Genomic DNA, 15,013 nt, shown 5'->3' with positions numbered 1-15,013 from the left:
GTAAAAAATACACTAAAAGATATTTAAAAATATTTCTATAAATATCAATATGTTATTAATTAACGATTTCGAAAAGTGGCGGTTTTTGGCAAATATTCAGGATAACGATTACCCAAACCAGAACTAACAAAATTGACCAGATAAAACGCTAGTTTTTCAAGCTTGCAAGGCATCTCTGATTTAGCTTGCTGGTAAAGATGCTGGTAAATTGAATATTATTTTTTATAAATTATTGATTTATTTATATTTTTAATCATTATTCATTAGACGCCGCCTCCACCAAGATATTGTTTCATAAAAACCCAAGACGTACCAAGCCCCGCGAGTTTCAAGACTTCGTGGGGTTTTTTATGTCCCATGCAGTACCAGTAAAACCCACTACAGCGCAGAAAATCTGCAGTAAGAATCGCAGTAACTAGCAAAAATTACTGTTACTGCATTTTAAGTTACTGCAAGTTTGTCCAGCTGTTGTCAGCTCTGTTGGATACCGACTGGAATTTAGGTGGTATGCGTTACCAAACAGACGCTCAGAGTTACTCTGTCCTGACCCAAAGCAGCGCATAACATGTCATCAGGATAGGGCATCGTTCAACCGGACACCAATAGTCGTATCTTCGGGTTCACTCTAAATTCTGGAAGGGCCAATTTAAATGCAGATGTACTATTACCGTTGTGATTGCTCGTCTGGTTCCAAATACAGGCTCTTCAGGATTCTACAATCCTTGGCAGTTCGTGCGCTGCGGCATTGACCCCGCAACGCTCTCAACTGTCTTTCCAGTGATTTAAGTTGCGCGATTCGATCTGCCACATCACGGATGTGCTGATCGAGTAAAGCGTCTACCGCGCTGCAGTCTTCATCCGGCGTGTCTCGGAATTTGAGCAGCAGTCGAATATCTTCGAGTGTCATCTCCATTGATCGGCAATGGCGAATGAAATGAAGCCGCTCGATGTGTTCATGCGTGTATAAACGGTAGTTGCCGTCCGAGCGGGCCGGTTTCTGTAGCAAGCCCTCTCGCTCATAGTAACGGATAGTTACCACCCGACAACCGGTCATGCTGGCCAATTCGCCAATTTTCAATCTGTTGCACATAGGGGTAATCTCACCTCATCCGCATTTCGCATTTCGCATTTGACTCTATAGTAACTAGAGGGTTTTAAATGGGCAAGGATCAGGGCGGATTGCCGCCTTACATGCCAATATGAGGAAGAAAAATGACCAATTGTTGTGAAAATAAGAGTTGTGAGTTAACCGCTATGCGCCAGAGCCACAGTCGAGTACTGTGGATCGTACTGGTCATCAATACCGCGATGTTCTTCATCGAAGGCACGGCGGGGCTGCTGGCCAATTCAACCTCTTTGTTGGCCGATGCGCTGGATATGTTAGGCGATGCCTTGGTGTATGGCTTTAGTCTGTTCGTGCTGGAACGGTCGGCGCGATGGCAGGCCAGCGCCGCTCTTACCAAGGGTGTATTTATGTTGGCATTTGGGCTTGGCGTACTAGCGGAAGCCACCTACAAGGTGTTTGTTCCTATCATGCCCGGCGTCGAAACAATGGGGCTCATCGGTGGTTTGGCACTAGCTGCAAATCTTATATGTTTTATTCTGCTATACAGGCATCGCGCCGACAATCTCAACATGAGTTCGACCTGGCTATGCTCGCGCAACGACTTGATTGCGAATATTGGTGTCTTATTAGCTGCCGGAAGCAGCTATCTGTTGGCGTCGCGCTGGCCTGATATTGGCGTCGGCAGCCTCATCGCCATATTATTCCTGCACTCTGCCTTCAGCATACTGCGGCAGTCGTTACACGCGTTACGCACACCCGCGTAGTCGATTGTCGCAATCAAACGCATTGACAAAGGGGGCGTGACTCTTAGCGTACGATTTTTTCCGTTTTTCATCATTCCCACGCTCCAGCGTGGGAATGCAGAATGTGACGCTCCAGCGTCACGCAACGCTGGAGCGTTCCCGGGTGAATTCCAACGCCGGAGCGTGGGAACTATAAAACTATCAGGCTCCCAAACCCACCTCAGAGCTATTGCGGGAGTTTTGGGCCTTAGAACAGGAAGCCCTCAGCTTGCTGAAAAGTTTGGAGAATTAAGCCAATCGGTATAGGCTGATGGCAAGCCACGTTTTCATATTAAAAAGCGAATACCTTCAGGAAAAAGCCATGATTGATATTAACAATCTGCATTTACAATATTTAACTAACCAACAGGGCGAGCAAACTGCCGTTGTTTTACCCATTCAGGAATTTACTGAATTAATGGAAGATTTAGAAGACCTTATTGCCGTCGCTACCCGAAAAAATGAAATAACAACTTCTCATAAAGATTTTTTAACCGAGCTGGCTAACGATGGTCTTATATGACGTTCACTGGAAAGAGTCCGCCAAGAAAGAGTTAAAAAACCTGGATAAACAGATTATTAAACGCTTGCTAGAAAACATTACACAGCTGGCTGAAAATCCCCGCCCGTTGGCTTGTAAAAAACTACAAGGAGCGGATAACTTATATCGCGTTAGAGTTGGAGATTATCGGGTTGTGTACTCGATAGAGGATAAGGTTTTAATCATTGAGATTATCCGTATCGGACATCGCCGAAAAATTTACCAAAGCAAATTTGATTAACTTTGGAGTAGGGGATGAGTAATCAAGAGCAATCAACAGAAGAAACTGATGATGTAGCCATTCAGCAGTTTCCTGAGTATGACTATACCCAATGGCAAAAAACACTCTGGTCGGATGAAACGGTTGAATCATTATCGACCAAGGCACAACAAGCTTGGGACAATCAATAGCGATGATAGAAACGGATATTAATGCATGAATAGGGAAATGATGCGGGAAGCTGAATGGTTTGGAGAAATTCCAGCCACATGGAAAATTGAACGAATAAAAGACATCGTAGCCACCAAAATCACTGATGGCCCACACGAAGCGCCAACTTTTAGAGCCGTAGGATGTGCTGAACAGCGTGAAGCGCATCGATCGCGATTGATGCGCCTCCTGGCGTCGGCACATCCTACGGTTTGGAAGATTAAAGCATGACCGAAAACGAAGCGATGCGGGATAGCGGGGTTGAGTGGATTGGAGCAATTCCAGCCGCATGGCATATAGAAAGGATTAAGGATGTAATCCCATCAATACTAGGTGGAGCTACACCTAGTAGTTCAAATGGTGACTTCTGGGATGAGGGTGATATTAGCTGGATTACCCCTACTGACTTTCAGAAATACAAAAACATTGATGTCATTGATAATTCGATAAGAAAAATTACTTTTGCTGGTTTACAGTCTTGTTCCAGCACGTTGCTGCCACCTGGTACTGTAATTATGGCCAGCAGAGCAACTATTGGAATAGCTAAAATTTCGGGAATAGAACTTTGTACAAACCAAGGATTTATTTCTTTTGTTTGCAATCGCGGCATAAATAATAAGTTTTTCTTTTATTGCATTAATGCTTACCTTGGGCATTTGTTTGAAGGAATTTCAGTTGGAACAATATTTAAAGAAATAAGCAGAAATACTGTAAAACAACATATCGCATTTCCCTCGCTCAATATACAACAAACTATTGCGAGACAACTTGATGAACGCTGTGGCAGGCTGGATGCGATTATCGCCATCAAACAGCAGCAAATCAAAACCCTTGACTCCAAATATTATTAGCGAGACTGTTACTCGTGGCGTTCAATCATGTGAACTAAAAGAAACAGGTAATGTTTGGATGTCAGAAATCCCTGAACATTGGAAATTAGTAAACCTCAAAAGAGTTTCTAAAATTCAAACAGGCTTTACATTTGTCAAGCAGTACGAAGGGGCATTGATAGAAAGACCTTATCTTCGCGTTGCGAATGTTAAAGATGGTCATTTAAATTTAACTGATTTAACGACTATTGAAGTGCCTGTTTATGTTGCATCGCGCGTCGAGTTACGTGCTGGCGATGTTCTAATGACCGAAGGTGGCGATTTAGATAAGCTTGGGCGAGGAACAGTTTGGAATGAGGAAATACCCAATTGTTTGCATCAGAATCATGTTTTTGCTGTTCGCTGTTTTCAGCACAAACTGTTGCCAGCGTTTCTAGCGTATATGACTACCTCAAGATATGGGCGAGATTACTTTGAAGTAACGGGTAAACGTACCACTAACTTGGCAAGCACCAACTCGACAAAAGTGGGGCAATTCCCAATCCCTTTGCCGCCGTTATATGAGCAAAAAGGGATATGCGATTATTTGGAAAACAAGCTATCCGTCATTGCAAAAACTGCAGCCGGTATTGAAGCACAAATCGCCACCCTGGAAGCCTATAAAAAATCCCTGATTTACGAATGCGTCACTGGCAAAAAGCGTATTGCTCTCAACCAGCAAGCAGATGAAATAGCGCTGGCTTGATGCGGTAAAAAGGTTTACATTAATCACTATTATTATAGTTTTTGTAAACCCAAAAGGCCGGCCATGTTAGGCGAACGTCTACATCGCGCCCGGAAGGCAGCGGGTTTGGGGTTGCGGGCTTTAGCCGCACAAGCGGACTTGAGCCACACCACCATCAGCAAGTTTGAAAACGAACTGCAAACCCCGTCTTCCGCGCAATTGATCAAATTGTCGAAAATTTTGGGCGTGCGCACCGAATATTTCTTTCGCCCGCAAACCCTGACCATTGAAGGCATCGAATACCGCAAGAAAAGCAGTCTGTCGCAAAAAAGCTTGGCTAAAATCGAGGCGGACATCAGCGATCAGGCCGAACGTTGGCATGAATTACTAGGCTTGTATCCGCAATCGCCGATCCAGCCGTTTGCCTTGCCCGCCGGTTTACCGGAACGCATAGCCAATGCCGAACAAATCGAAAGCTTGGCAGAAACTGTGCGCGCAGCCTGGAAGCTGGGCTTAAATTGCATCCCCGACATGATCGACACCCTGGAATCGCAAGGCGTGATGGTGATCGGCAGCAGCGTGGACGAAAGCAAAAAGTTCGATGGTTTGGCGGGCATGATTAACAGCATGCCGCTAGTAGTGGTAGGCGCAAATTGGACCGGCGACCGCCAACGCTTTACCTTGGCGCATGAATTGGGGCATTTGCTGTTAAAAAGCCGCTTGGATGCTGCGTTGCTGGCCGACGAGGAAAAACTTTGTAACCGCTTTGCTGGCGCGTTTTTGCTGCCTAAGCCGACGCTGATCGAGCATTTAGGCGCTAAGCGCCAGCGGCTGGAAGTAAACGAGCTGTTTATGCTGAAACATGAATTCGGTTTAAGTATGCAGGGTGTTTTATTTCGCGCCTTGCAAACCGGCATTATTACGCATGCCGCGTTTCAATCACTGTTTTTGACATTCAGCAGCAAGGGTTGGCGCAGTTGCGAACCCGGTAAGCCTTATCCCGCCGAACAAACCATTCTATTTAAGCAGTTGGTTTACCGGGCACTGGCCGAAGACTATTTCAGCGAATCCAAAGCCGCCGAGCTATTGGGTTTGCCGGTAGCAAAATTTCATCAACAGCGGACGTTAGAAAGCCTTGAGCCGGTTACTCATTAGTGACGCCAATATTCTGATCGATCTGGAAGTGGGCGGTTTGATGCTGGAATTGTTCAAGCTGCCGTATCAGATTCAAGTGCCGGATATGTTGTTCGCCGATGAGCTGGAAGCCGATCATGGTTATTTGCTGGAACATGGCTTGCTGTTGGGTGAGTTAAGTTCGGCGTCCATGGCCGAGGTTGAAACCCTTGTCATCAAATATAAGCAACCCAGCCGCTATGATTGTTTTGCTTTAATGCTCGCCAAGCAAGAGCAATGCCCTCTGTTGACCGGGGATCAAAACATTAGGAATGCGGCTAAACTGAAAAATGTCGACGTTAAAGGCACACTTTGGATTATTGAAGCCATGATAGAGCATCAAATCATTAGTATTCAAACCGCAAGAGCGGCCTACCGAAACATGGAGCAGCAAGGCCGACGTTTGCCTTGGGTGTTAGCGGAAAAGCGGTTGGGCGACATGGAGGCTAAGCAATGAGCGGTGGAGGTCCGGAAGGCAAGTTCCAGCAACATGTGGTCGATTACTTAAACACTCGGCACGGTTACACGTTTTTGCAAGCCGAGGACATTACTGACAAGGAATTCTATATTGCGGAATCGTTGTTGTTGGCGTTTATCAAGAAAACGCAAGCCGAGACTTTTGCGCGCTTGCAGGTCAATTACGGTTCGGACAGTCAGGACGAAATCATCAAGGCATTACAAGCCGCATTGACCAGCCAACCGCTGTGGCTAGTCATCCGCAATGGTTTGAAGGTGCGCGGCGAGCATTTTCAACTGTTCTATCCCAAGCCACGTTCCGGTGAGAGTATTGCCAACCAGCATAGCCTGGAAAATCGGATTCAAATCAAGCCGGAGTTGGTGATTAAGTCAGGCAAACGGCCGGATTTGGTGCTGTTTCTGAATGGTTTGCCGATTGTGGTGATTGAGCTGAAACATGAGCAAAATCAAACCGTGCATGATGCCGTCAGCCAATTTAACAACCGCGATCACGACGATAGAATTTTCAGTCTGCCGTTTTTATATGTGGCGATGGACACAGCCGATATTAAAGTGGCAACCAATCCACGCCTGGAAAAAAACTTTCTTTGGTATAACGCCTGCCTGGTGAACGAGCCGCAAACTGAGGGCGAATACCCAGTTGAGTTCTTTTATCGGGATGTTTTAGCCAAGGAAAATCTGTTAAGAGCGCTAAGCTTTTATCTGGTGCATGTGCCGGAAAAATCCGATAAACCCGCTTACAGTCTATTCCCGCGTTATCATCAATCGCGCTTGGTGGATAAGTTAAGCGCGGATATTCAAGACCACTTTGCCGAGACTGAGCAAATCGGCAAAAAATATTTGGTGAATCATTCGGCAGGCTCCGGCAAGACATTGACTATCAGTTGGTTGGCCGAACGTTTACATAGCTTGTATAAAGCCGATAGCACTATCAAGCTGGTGGATATGGTGTTTGTGCTGACGGATCGCACCAACCTAGATAAGAATATCCGCGACGATTTAGATTGCTTTAGTCATTTGACCGAGCAGATGGAATACGCTGACAGCTCGAACGAGTTGAAGAAACTGATTCAACAGCGTAAGCCGATTATTGTTAGCACTATCCAAAAATTTCAGCGGATTTTCGATACGTTGAAAGCCGATGCCAGTTTAAAAGATGTACGGGTAGCGTTTCTGATCGATGAGGCCCATCGTTCGCAGGAAAACAAGAATGCGCGGGCTATTCGTCATCCTTTCAAAAGCGATTCGCAAGCATTGATCGAAGAGCCTGAAGACAATTTGGATAAAATTGATCGAGTGCTCAAGCTTCAGTCACCCAATCAATTATTCGTCGCCTTTACCGCCACGCCAACGGCGGCAACGGTCAAACTGTTTGGCGATGCGTTTGATACCTACAGCGAAGCCGAAGCCATTGCCGAAGGTTATATTATCGATGTGGCCGCGCAGATCATTTCTTATGAGACTTTATACAATCTACACAGCCCCTTAGTACCCAATAAGACCGAAGAGGAAAACGTTTATCCTAAAGGGATTGTCAGCAAGTTATTAAAGCAGGTGGCGTTTGAAGACGATGGCTTGATCCAATATAAAACCGAGGTAATGTTACGGGCATTTGAAGAACAGGTAAAACCGCTGATCGATGGTAAAGCCAAGGCCATGATTGTGGCTTCATCCAGAATTGCCGGTTTGAAGTATTACCAGTTGTTAAAGGCCAAAATTGCCGAAAAGCACCAAGCCAATCCGGAATAATACAATTACAAGGTGCTGTATGCCTTTTCTGACTTTACTCACCGAGATACTAACGAGGAAATTAGAGAGCATCAACTTAATGGGCTTAATCCTAACGAGCTGATTGAAGACCGCTTTAAGCAGGATGATTACCGGATTATGGTGGTCGCCAGTAAATTTCAGACCGGTTTTAATGAGCCCCTGCTCGCCGGCATGTTTTTAGATAAGCCGGTGATGGATAAGAATGCGGTGCAAACTCTGTCACGCTTGAACCGTTGTTATGAGGGTAAGAGTAAGGTCATTGTAATCGACTTTACCAACAACACGGCCAACATCCTAAAAGCCTTTAACAAGTGCCGGCAAGGCACGCCGTACCAAGCCACCGAGCCGGACCAACAAAAAGTCATTGTCCTGTATCAGGGCATTATCGACCAGGGTTTATTCACCGATAACGACGCTGATAATTTTATCGAGTTGTTAAAGCAAGGGCAGGATGCAGTTATCCAAACAGAGGTTAATCGTTGTCGGCAGCGGTTTTTGTTTAGGTTTGAAAGCTTGGACGAACGCAAGACCTATGTATATGAATTAGCGAAGTTGGTTAAAGCTTTTAATTTCTTGAGCAGTTTTTATAGCTACGACGAAGCGATCGAACAATTTGTATTGTTTGCTGAATTTATTCAGCCGCAATTGATCAAGCAGGGTTCTGAATCGGAGTTGATGAAGGAAATCAGCAAGGTTAAGCTGATAAAAGCCAATGTGAGTTATAAAGGCATTACCGAAAACCAGCCAGGAAATATTAAAGAACCTCGCAAGGGTAACGGCGGCAACCGGACGCCTGCGCCAGTTGTAAAGACCTCAGTACAAACCACTATTGATGAAATTCGAGATAAATATCCGATCAGCGATGAAGAAGCTTTGATCATTCGGCAGGTGTGCGAAGAAATACAAGCTGACGAAACGATCTTGCTGACTATTCAGCGAAACAAAGAGAGAATGCGGTATTTGCAGGATGTCTACAAACAAGAAATCCGTTCGTCTATCGAGCAGTCCTATACCGAGTTAGGCCATGACGAAGAGTTGTATAAGGACGAGTATGTTGATGATGGCGCTATTTTCGACATGATGGCGCATAGTGTGTTGAATTTTGGCTTGGGGCAAATGACTCAATAAGATTCATGTCCGCATCTGGAAACAAATTTACAAATGTTTTAGTGGGGTGAGCAATCAAATTGGGGGCATATTTGGGGGCATGTTAAATTCATATTTTCACTAAAGCCTGTTAAATATGTACTTGTGGCTAATTGTTATGTAGTCGCCGCCCCATGAATAGGTTTTAGAAGATACAAACTAAGCCTGAAACACCTTGATAATACAGAGTTTTCGGGCTTTTTTATGCCTATAGCATCCTATAAGAACCTATCAAATCGGGTCGACTAATCTGATGCGGTGGTGTGCGCTGAAACACAATGTCCTCTGGTCGATTTTCGATCGGTACAGGTGGTCAGTTTTCAATCGGCGCCAACAGGTGGCTTTGTTGGATGAAATCAACAGTATCCAAACTATCAACAGCCAGCATGAAGATAGGGTGGGTCGGGGGTATGAATACTTCCTGGGCAAGTTCGGCTGGCAGACGGTAGGCGAATTCGACATGCCTAAGAGCAACGTCAACTTGATTGCGGAAATGATTGTTACAAAGGCAAAATCTATGACCCTTGTTGCGGCTCGGGCTGAATGTCTAAACTTGAGTCAGAATTGACTGTTCACAGGAATTCGAGTAATTTTCCGAATAACGTAAAAAATCCGTTGCTTTCCCTATTCTCAGAATAATAATTTGTTAAATGATTTTAATTAAAACAATCGATACGCTATCTCATCAAGTCAGAATTAAATTCTTGCAGCTTTTAAATTATATATTTGTGCTATTCGCATTTGTCATGCCATTGCATAGAGATCTTGGAAAATTAACTATCATGCTTATGATGATAGCGTTTTTATTTAGTCTGGATGTAAAAAAATGCTATTCTGTTTTTATTGAAAATAGAGTTATACAGATATTAATGGTATTTATTGTTTACATATCAGTTTCAATATTATGGAGTGAAAATAAGCTCGCTGGGTTGGAGTTGGTTTATTTGATGTATAAGTATTTATTTTCGGTGATATTAATTGCCGTAATATCGCTGGATAAAAAATATATAGAGCATATTATTACTGCATTTTTATTTTCCATGTTTATTAATATGGTGGCTACGTATTACATGTTTTTTTATTCAGTTGAAGGTGTGTTTGGCCTTGAATTTACCGAACCTAATGGTTATTTTGATTACAGTATATTTGCCGCTTTTAGTATTTTTTTATGTTTATATCGTTTTTTTAGAGAAAATAATTCTTCTTTGAGAGTTTTTTATTTTATATTTATAAGTGCGATGATAGTAAATTTATTTATATCGCGCGGCAGAACTGGGCAGCTAGTATTTATGTTGTCGTCCTTTATAATGATATTGTTTTTTTATAAAGACAAAATAAAGCAAATCTTGTATTTATTGGCATTGATTTTTTTTATATTAATTTTGGCGTATGGTTTTAGTGAGCCATTTAATGGTAGAATTAATTTAGGAATAAGCGAGGTAAAGGAAGTTATTGAAAATGCAAACTATAAGTCAAGTATAGGTATGAGGCTGTATGTTTATAAATTATTGCCAGAATTCATAAGGGAAGATAATATATTATTCGGCTCAGGTATAGGAGATCTGAGAGATATTATGAGTCAAAAGTATGTTCAAGCATTTGGAGCATGGGACCAGCTTGGTCATATAAAGGGCCAAATTCATAATACTTTTATTGGTGTCTTTATTTCACTTGGTGTTGTCGGTTTATCTATATTTATATATTTTTTATATTCAATTTTCAAATTAGAATTACTGGATAATAAGCTAAAAATATTAAAATATTCTTTTATTTTCACCATGGTATTTACATGTTTTTCAGATAACTTATTGGATCAGAGATGGTTGTTAATGTTATTTGCATTGTTTTTTAGTATTCTTGTTATTTCGTCTAAGAAAAATGTAACTATTGAGCGAAATAAAGAGCAGGAGAGGTTTTCAGTTCATGAAGTATTGCCATTAAAATAGGCTATTTGATTGTTAATGTGAGTATCCGAAATAATTTATACGTTCAGACGGCTCACTAAAACTATCGGATGCGTTAGTTTTTACAGGAGCGCCAGCATTTTTCGATAAAGCAGGTATGGTGTCCCATCCGAATTTCAGCGCGAAAAACTAGCTGGCCATTATTGCCTTCGACAGCCTCGCTCCAATCTAACAAGGGAATCGGCGCTTCGCTCCACATGACTTGATGGAATGGTACCCACACTTTCTAACCGGCCGTGAACGATAAATTATTAATGGACAAAGAACGGCCTTGGGTTCAATTTTCGCCTCCCAATTTGAAAATTTAGGATAAAGTATTTCTTTTACTTTTAATCAGCCAGCGCGCAAGTATGCATGAATACTGCAAAGTTGCTTTGGTGTTTTTTCGTTTTTTCTAAACATGAATATTTTCGATCACCGACTTGATGATGCAAAACAATTAGCCTCACCCAATTGTGATGTTAGGTCTGATGCGGAAGACATTTCATTACTGGTTATTCACTGCATTAGTCTGCCGCCCGAGCAGTTTGGTGGGGATTATATCGATCAGCTTTTTTGCAACGCTTTAAATCCTGATGCGCATCCCTATTTTAAGGGGATTTATCAGCAAAAGGTCTCGGCACATTTATTGATTTGTCGTAATGGTGAGCTAGTGCAATATGTGCCTTTTGATCAGCGTGCCTGGCATGCGGGTGTTTCAGCGTATCAAGGTCGGCAGCGTTGTAATGATTTTTCGATTGGTATTGAGTTGGAAGGCTCGGTTAATCAGCCATACAGCGAGTTGCAATACCAGCAGTTGGCAGCTGTCACTAAGCTGTTACTAGCAAACTATCCAAAATTAAATCGTCAGCAGATTGTTGGACATAGCGATATCGCACCTGGGCGGAAAGATGATCCTGGTCCTTGGTTTAATTGGCAGAAATTTTACGATTTGCTGGTGTGATGTTGAGTCATTATCAGCTTTTGCGCAAATACTCTGCGGCCAGATAAAGTGCTGCAATCGAGCGGGCTTCACTGCATTCGCCGCTCATCATTAAGTCGTCGATTTTATGGATGCTCCAGGGCACCACTTCCAGCTCTTCGGGTTCGTCGCCAACTAATTTTTCCGGGTAAAGCTCTTCTGCAAGAATGATATCAATCACGTGTTCCAGATAAGCTGGTGCGATAGATAGCGTGTGCAGATGCTGCAGTCGTTGGGCGCCAAAACCGATTTCCTCTTTGAGTTCTCGGTTGGCCGCTGTGAGATTGTCTTCGCCAGGGTCGATTTTGCCTTTAGGCAAGCCGAGTTCATAGCGATGCAGGCCGGCGGCATATTCTCTGACCAGCAATACCGTGTCTTTATCCAGCATGGGTACCACTAATACGGCGCCGGAAGAACTGCCTCGAAGCAGGCGTTCATAATGCCGAAACTGACCATTACTAAATTCCAGTTCCAAAGATTCAATACGAAATTGACGAGTTTCGGCAATCACGGTCTGGCTGTTAATTGTGGGTGTTTTCCGATGCATGGCGCAATGAATGAGGTTGTTGATACCTGCATCGTAACAGAGCTGTGATGGCAAGGCTTCGGCTTTTTCGTTACTATCTTGATAGACGAAGGTATCCGATCAACTTCAAGGAAAACACTCATGCTCGACTGGACACACATCGAAACCGTATTGCTGGATATGGACGGCACCTTGTTGGATTTGAATTTTGACAATCATTTTTGGCAAGAGTTTGTGCCGCAACGATTTGCCGATTTACATCAACTTTCGCTGGCAGAAGCCAAAAGCCAATTACAGCCGCGTTTCAGGCTCATGGAAGGCCGTTTGGAATGGTATTGTCTGGATTACTGGAGCGAAGAGCTAAAGCTGAATATGGTGGGCTTGAAGCAGGAGCTGGCGGGCTTGATTGCTGTGCATCAGCATGTCACTGAGTTTCTGGATGCGCTACGAGGCAGTGGGCGGCGCCTGTTGCTGGTAACTAACGCGCATCGGGACAGTTTGAGCCTGAAAATGGAAAAGACTTGTTTACATCAGTTTTTTGACGACATTATTTCGTCGCACGATTATGGTATGGCCAAGGAGCAGCAGGGTTTTTGGCAAACCCTGCAAGACAAACACATTTTTGAAAAACACAGCACTTTGCTGGTAGATGATAGCTTGTCTGTGCTGCATTCGGCGCGAGTCTTTGGCATTGCCCATCTGGTGTCAATTAGCAAGCCAGACAGTCAGGCACCCGTCAGACAGATTACGGAGTTTCCGGCTGTGGAGGATTTTCGGGCGTTGATGCCGGGCTTGTATCCTGTCTTGGGCCTTTAAATTCCCTGGGTTTGCGATCAGAGCGCTGTGGTGGGCGTTTGGCATGCGGTACCACGCGTTCTCGGGGTTCGCGGCGTTGTGGTTTGATAACGTCCTCAACTAATAATTCGTGACTAATCGATGCTACCGGGATTTTTTCGCCAATATAGTCTTCAATGTCCGGCATCGAGTAGGCATATTCTTCGCAAATAAAGCTGATGGCTTCGCCACTGGCGCCAAAGCGGGCGGTACGGCCTATGCGATGAACATAATCTTCCACGTCTTGCGGCAAATCGTAGTTAAACACATGCGACACATCGGGAATATGCAAGCCTCGTGCAGCAACGTCGGTGGCGATGAGTAGCGTCACTCTGTTTTCCTGGAAATCATTTAGCAGGCGTTGACGCTTGTCTTGTGGCACATCGCCGCTGAGCATGGCGGTTTTGTGACCATTGGCTTGTAAATAGTCATCCAGTTGTTCGGCACAGCGCTTGGTGTTTACGAACACGATACTGCGTTGTGGCTGATGTCGTTTTAACAATCCTAGCAAGAGTGGGATTTTTTGATCGTTGGCCGGACAATAGGCGATCTGGTCGATAGCTTTGGAGGTGACTTCCTCTGATTCAATGCGGATTAGCACCGGGTTATTCATATGCTCATAAGCCAGTTCTGTGACTTTATAAGACAAAGTGGCAGAAAACAGCAGATTCAGGCGCTTTTCCGGTGGCGGCATGCGTCGCAGCAAAAACCGAATGTCTTTAATAAAGCCCAGATCGAACATGCGGTCGGCTTCGTCCATGACGGTGACTTGAATGTTATCCAGTGTGAAAGCACCTTGCCGATAAAAATCGATGATGCGACCTGGTGTGCCGATGATGATGTCGACATTGGTCTTGATTTTGTCTAGCTGTTTTTGATAATCGGTGCCGCCGTAAATCAAGGCTAGCTTTAGATCTAAATATTTGCCTAAAGCTAAGGCATCTTTGTGTATCTGGATGGCTAATTCCCGCGTTGGCGCCAAAATCAACGCACGCGGATTTTTGATTTTTTCGCTCTCGTCGTTGAGCAAACGCTGAAAAGTAGCTAATAAAAAACTAGCGGTCTTGCCAGTACCTGTTTGCGCTTGGCCGGCCACATCTTTATCACGTAATGCCAGCGGTAAGGATTTATCCTGAATTGGGGTGCAGTTAATGAATCCTGCTTCCTTCAGGCTTTTTATGATGGAGTCGGAAAGCTCCAAATTGCTAAAGCGTGTTTCCGTTAAATGTGTTTTTTTCATAGGCAGGTAGCATATCGTAAAAAACGCTTCCGTTGAAATCGATTGACAATTGTAGGCTGACAAATCTATAGTTTTGACTTTGTAAACTTTTGGAGATAGGCGTGAGCGACTTAGTCCTTCATGTATCAGATGCTGATTTTAACGATACCGTGCTAAAAGCTGCTGGTCCGGTTTTAGTCGATTACTGGGCTGAATGGTGCGGCCCTTGCAAAATGATTGCCCCTGTTCTGGATGAAGTTGCAGCTGAATATCAAGGCAAATTGACTATTGCTAAATTAAATATCGATGAAAATCCTAAAACCCCTCAGCATTACGGTGTACGCGGTATACCCACGCTGATGTTGTTTAAGGATGGTGAAGTTGAGGCCACTAAAGTAGGTGCGCTTACCAAATCGCAGTTAACTGCGTTTGTAGATAGCAATATTTAGTCTTATCGCTCCAAATTATCGGACTTGTCTCAAAACATTTTGACAAGTCCGGTTATTGCGCTAGAATTAACCGCGCTTAATTCGTTTTGCACCCTCAATAGCCTAACTTTACTCAATAATT

At 43.9% G+C, this 15,013-nt stretch carries 19 protein-coding genes; 16 read left to right on the top strand and 3 right to left on the bottom strand.

Features of this window, described 5'->3' with window-relative positions:
* Positions 1 to 664: 664 nt before the first annotated feature.
* A complete protein-coding gene (gene cadR / locus A1359_RS15865; RefSeq protein ID WP_066985260.1) occupies positions 665 to 1,090 on the bottom strand; it encodes a Cd(II)/Pb(II)-responsive transcriptional regulator in 426 nt (141 codons plus the stop codon).
* 122 nt (positions 1,091 to 1,212) lie between these two features.
* Here cadR and A1359_RS15860 point away from each other — a divergent pair, with 122 nt between their 5' ends.
* From A1359_RS15860 to ampD, 14 genes are all read left to right on the top strand, one after another.
* Positions 1,213 to 1,830, top strand: coding sequence for a cation diffusion facilitator family transporter (locus tag A1359_RS15860; RefSeq protein WP_066985257.1), 618 nt, complete (start codon positions 1,213 to 1,215; stop codon positions 1,828 to 1,830).
* A gap of 340 nt (positions 1,831 to 2,170) precedes the next feature.
* Positions 2,171 to 2,371 carry a hypothetical protein gene (locus tag A1359_RS15855; protein ID WP_066985284.1) on the top strand — a complete coding sequence of 67 codons (201 nt, stop codon included), beginning with the start codon at positions 2,171 to 2,173 and terminating at the stop codon, positions 2,369 to 2,371.
* A complete protein-coding gene (locus A1359_RS15850; RefSeq protein ID WP_066985254.1) occupies positions 2,358 to 2,630 on the top strand; it encodes a type II toxin-antitoxin system RelE family toxin in 273 nt (90 codons plus the stop codon). The genes A1359_RS15855 and A1359_RS15850 overlap by 14 nt, the downstream gene beginning before the upstream one ends.
* A 14-nt stretch (positions 2,631 to 2,644) precedes the next feature.
* Positions 2,645 to 2,800: a hypothetical protein gene (locus tag A1359_RS22535; RefSeq protein ID WP_157200573.1), complete on the top strand. Its 156-nt coding sequence runs from the start codon at positions 2,645 to 2,647 to the stop codon at positions 2,798 to 2,800.
* A 25-nt stretch (positions 2,801 to 2,825) separates the two neighbouring features.
* Positions 2,826 to 3,050, top strand: a complete 225-nt coding sequence (locus A1359_RS15845) for a hypothetical protein (RefSeq protein WP_066985251.1) — start codon at positions 2,826 to 2,828, stop codon at positions 3,048 to 3,050.
* Positions 3,047 to 3,670, top strand: a complete 624-nt coding sequence (locus A1359_RS15840) for a restriction endonuclease subunit S (protein WP_066985248.1) — start codon at positions 3,047 to 3,049, stop codon at positions 3,668 to 3,670. The genes A1359_RS15845 and A1359_RS15840 overlap by 4 nt, the downstream gene beginning before the upstream one ends.
* The gene (locus A1359_RS15835; protein WP_083960679.1) at positions 3,591 to 4,394 is read left to right on the top strand and encodes a restriction endonuclease subunit S; all 804 of its coding nucleotides are present in this window, start codon (positions 3,591 to 3,593) and stop codon (positions 4,392 to 4,394) included. The genes A1359_RS15840 and A1359_RS15835 overlap by 80 nt, the downstream gene beginning before the upstream one ends.
* A gap of 63 nt (positions 4,395 to 4,457) precedes the next feature.
* Entirely contained in the window at positions 4,458 to 5,528 is a 1,071-nt protein-coding gene (locus A1359_RS15830) for a helix-turn-helix domain-containing protein (protein ID WP_066985243.1), read from the top strand.
* The gene (locus tag A1359_RS15825) at positions 5,509 to 6,003 is read left to right on the top strand and encodes a PIN domain-containing protein (RefSeq protein ID WP_066985240.1); all 495 of its coding nucleotides are present in this window, start codon (positions 5,509 to 5,511) and stop codon (positions 6,001 to 6,003) included. Before A1359_RS15830 ends, A1359_RS15825 begins: the two co-directional genes overlap by 20 nt.
* The gene (locus tag A1359_RS22875) at positions 6,000 to 7,772 is read left to right on the top strand and encodes a DEAD/DEAH box helicase family protein (protein ID WP_198159379.1); all 1,773 of its coding nucleotides are present in this window, start codon (positions 6,000 to 6,002) and stop codon (positions 7,770 to 7,772) included. The genes A1359_RS15825 and A1359_RS22875 overlap by 4 nt, the downstream gene beginning before the upstream one ends.
* A 12-nt stretch (positions 7,773 to 7,784) precedes the next feature.
* Positions 7,785 to 8,921 carry a type I restriction enzyme subunit R domain-containing protein gene (locus A1359_RS22870; protein ID WP_198159378.1) on the top strand — a complete coding sequence of 379 codons (1,137 nt, stop codon included), beginning with the start codon at positions 7,785 to 7,787 and terminating at the stop codon, positions 8,919 to 8,921.
* A 364-nt stretch (positions 8,922 to 9,285) separates the two neighbouring features.
* Positions 9,286 to 9,507 carry an SAM-dependent methyltransferase gene (locus A1359_RS22530; protein ID WP_232322279.1) on the top strand — a complete coding sequence of 74 codons (222 nt, stop codon included), beginning with the start codon at positions 9,286 to 9,288 and terminating at the stop codon, positions 9,505 to 9,507.
* Positions 9,508 to 9,589: 82 nt separating this feature from the next.
* Entirely contained in the window at positions 9,590 to 10,885 is a 1,296-nt protein-coding gene (locus A1359_RS15810) for an O-antigen ligase family protein (protein ID WP_066985232.1), read from the top strand.
* A 418-nt stretch (positions 10,886 to 11,303) separates the two neighbouring features.
* Complete coding sequence (gene ampD, locus A1359_RS15805; protein ID WP_066985229.1) at positions 11,304 to 11,846, top strand: 1,6-anhydro-N-acetylmuramyl-L-alanine amidase AmpD; 543 nt, start codon at positions 11,304 to 11,306, stop codon at positions 11,844 to 11,846.
* A gap of 13 nt (positions 11,847 to 11,859) precedes the next feature.
* Here the strand turns inward: ampD and nudE are convergent, their stop codons facing one another.
* Positions 11,860 to 12,411 carry an ADP compounds hydrolase NudE gene (nudE, locus tag A1359_RS15800; RefSeq protein WP_066985227.1) on the bottom strand — a complete coding sequence of 184 codons (552 nt, stop codon included), beginning with the start codon at positions 12,409 to 12,411 and terminating at the stop codon, positions 11,860 to 11,862.
* A 120-nt stretch (positions 12,412 to 12,531) separates the two neighbouring features.
* On the opposite strand from nudE, the gene yrfG reads away from it, so the two are divergent.
* Positions 12,532 to 13,206, top strand: a complete 675-nt coding sequence (gene yrfG, locus A1359_RS15795; RefSeq protein WP_066985224.1) for a GMP/IMP nucleotidase — start codon at positions 12,532 to 12,534, stop codon at positions 13,204 to 13,206.
* Here yrfG and rhlB read toward each other — a convergent pair.
* Entirely contained in the window at positions 13,136 to 14,464 is a 1,329-nt protein-coding gene (gene rhlB / locus A1359_RS15790; protein WP_066985221.1) for an ATP-dependent RNA helicase RhlB, read from the bottom strand. The two genes, yrfG and rhlB, sit on opposite strands and share 71 nt — an antisense overlap.
* 101 nt (positions 14,465 to 14,565) lie before the next feature.
* On the opposite strand from rhlB, the gene trxA reads away from it, so the two are divergent.
* Positions 14,566 to 14,892: a thioredoxin TrxA gene (trxA, locus tag A1359_RS15785; RefSeq protein WP_066985218.1), complete on the top strand. Its 327-nt coding sequence runs from the start codon at positions 14,566 to 14,568 to the stop codon at positions 14,890 to 14,892.
* The last annotated feature ends 121 nt before the right edge of the window (positions 14,893 to 15,013 follow it).

This window comes from Methylomonas lenta, assembly GCF_001644015.1.
GTDB classification, from domain to species: Bacteria; Pseudomonadota; Gammaproteobacteria; order Methylococcales; family Methylomonadaceae; genus Methylomonas; species Methylomonas lenta.
This window is presented reverse-complemented; position numbering and strand designations above follow the sequence as displayed.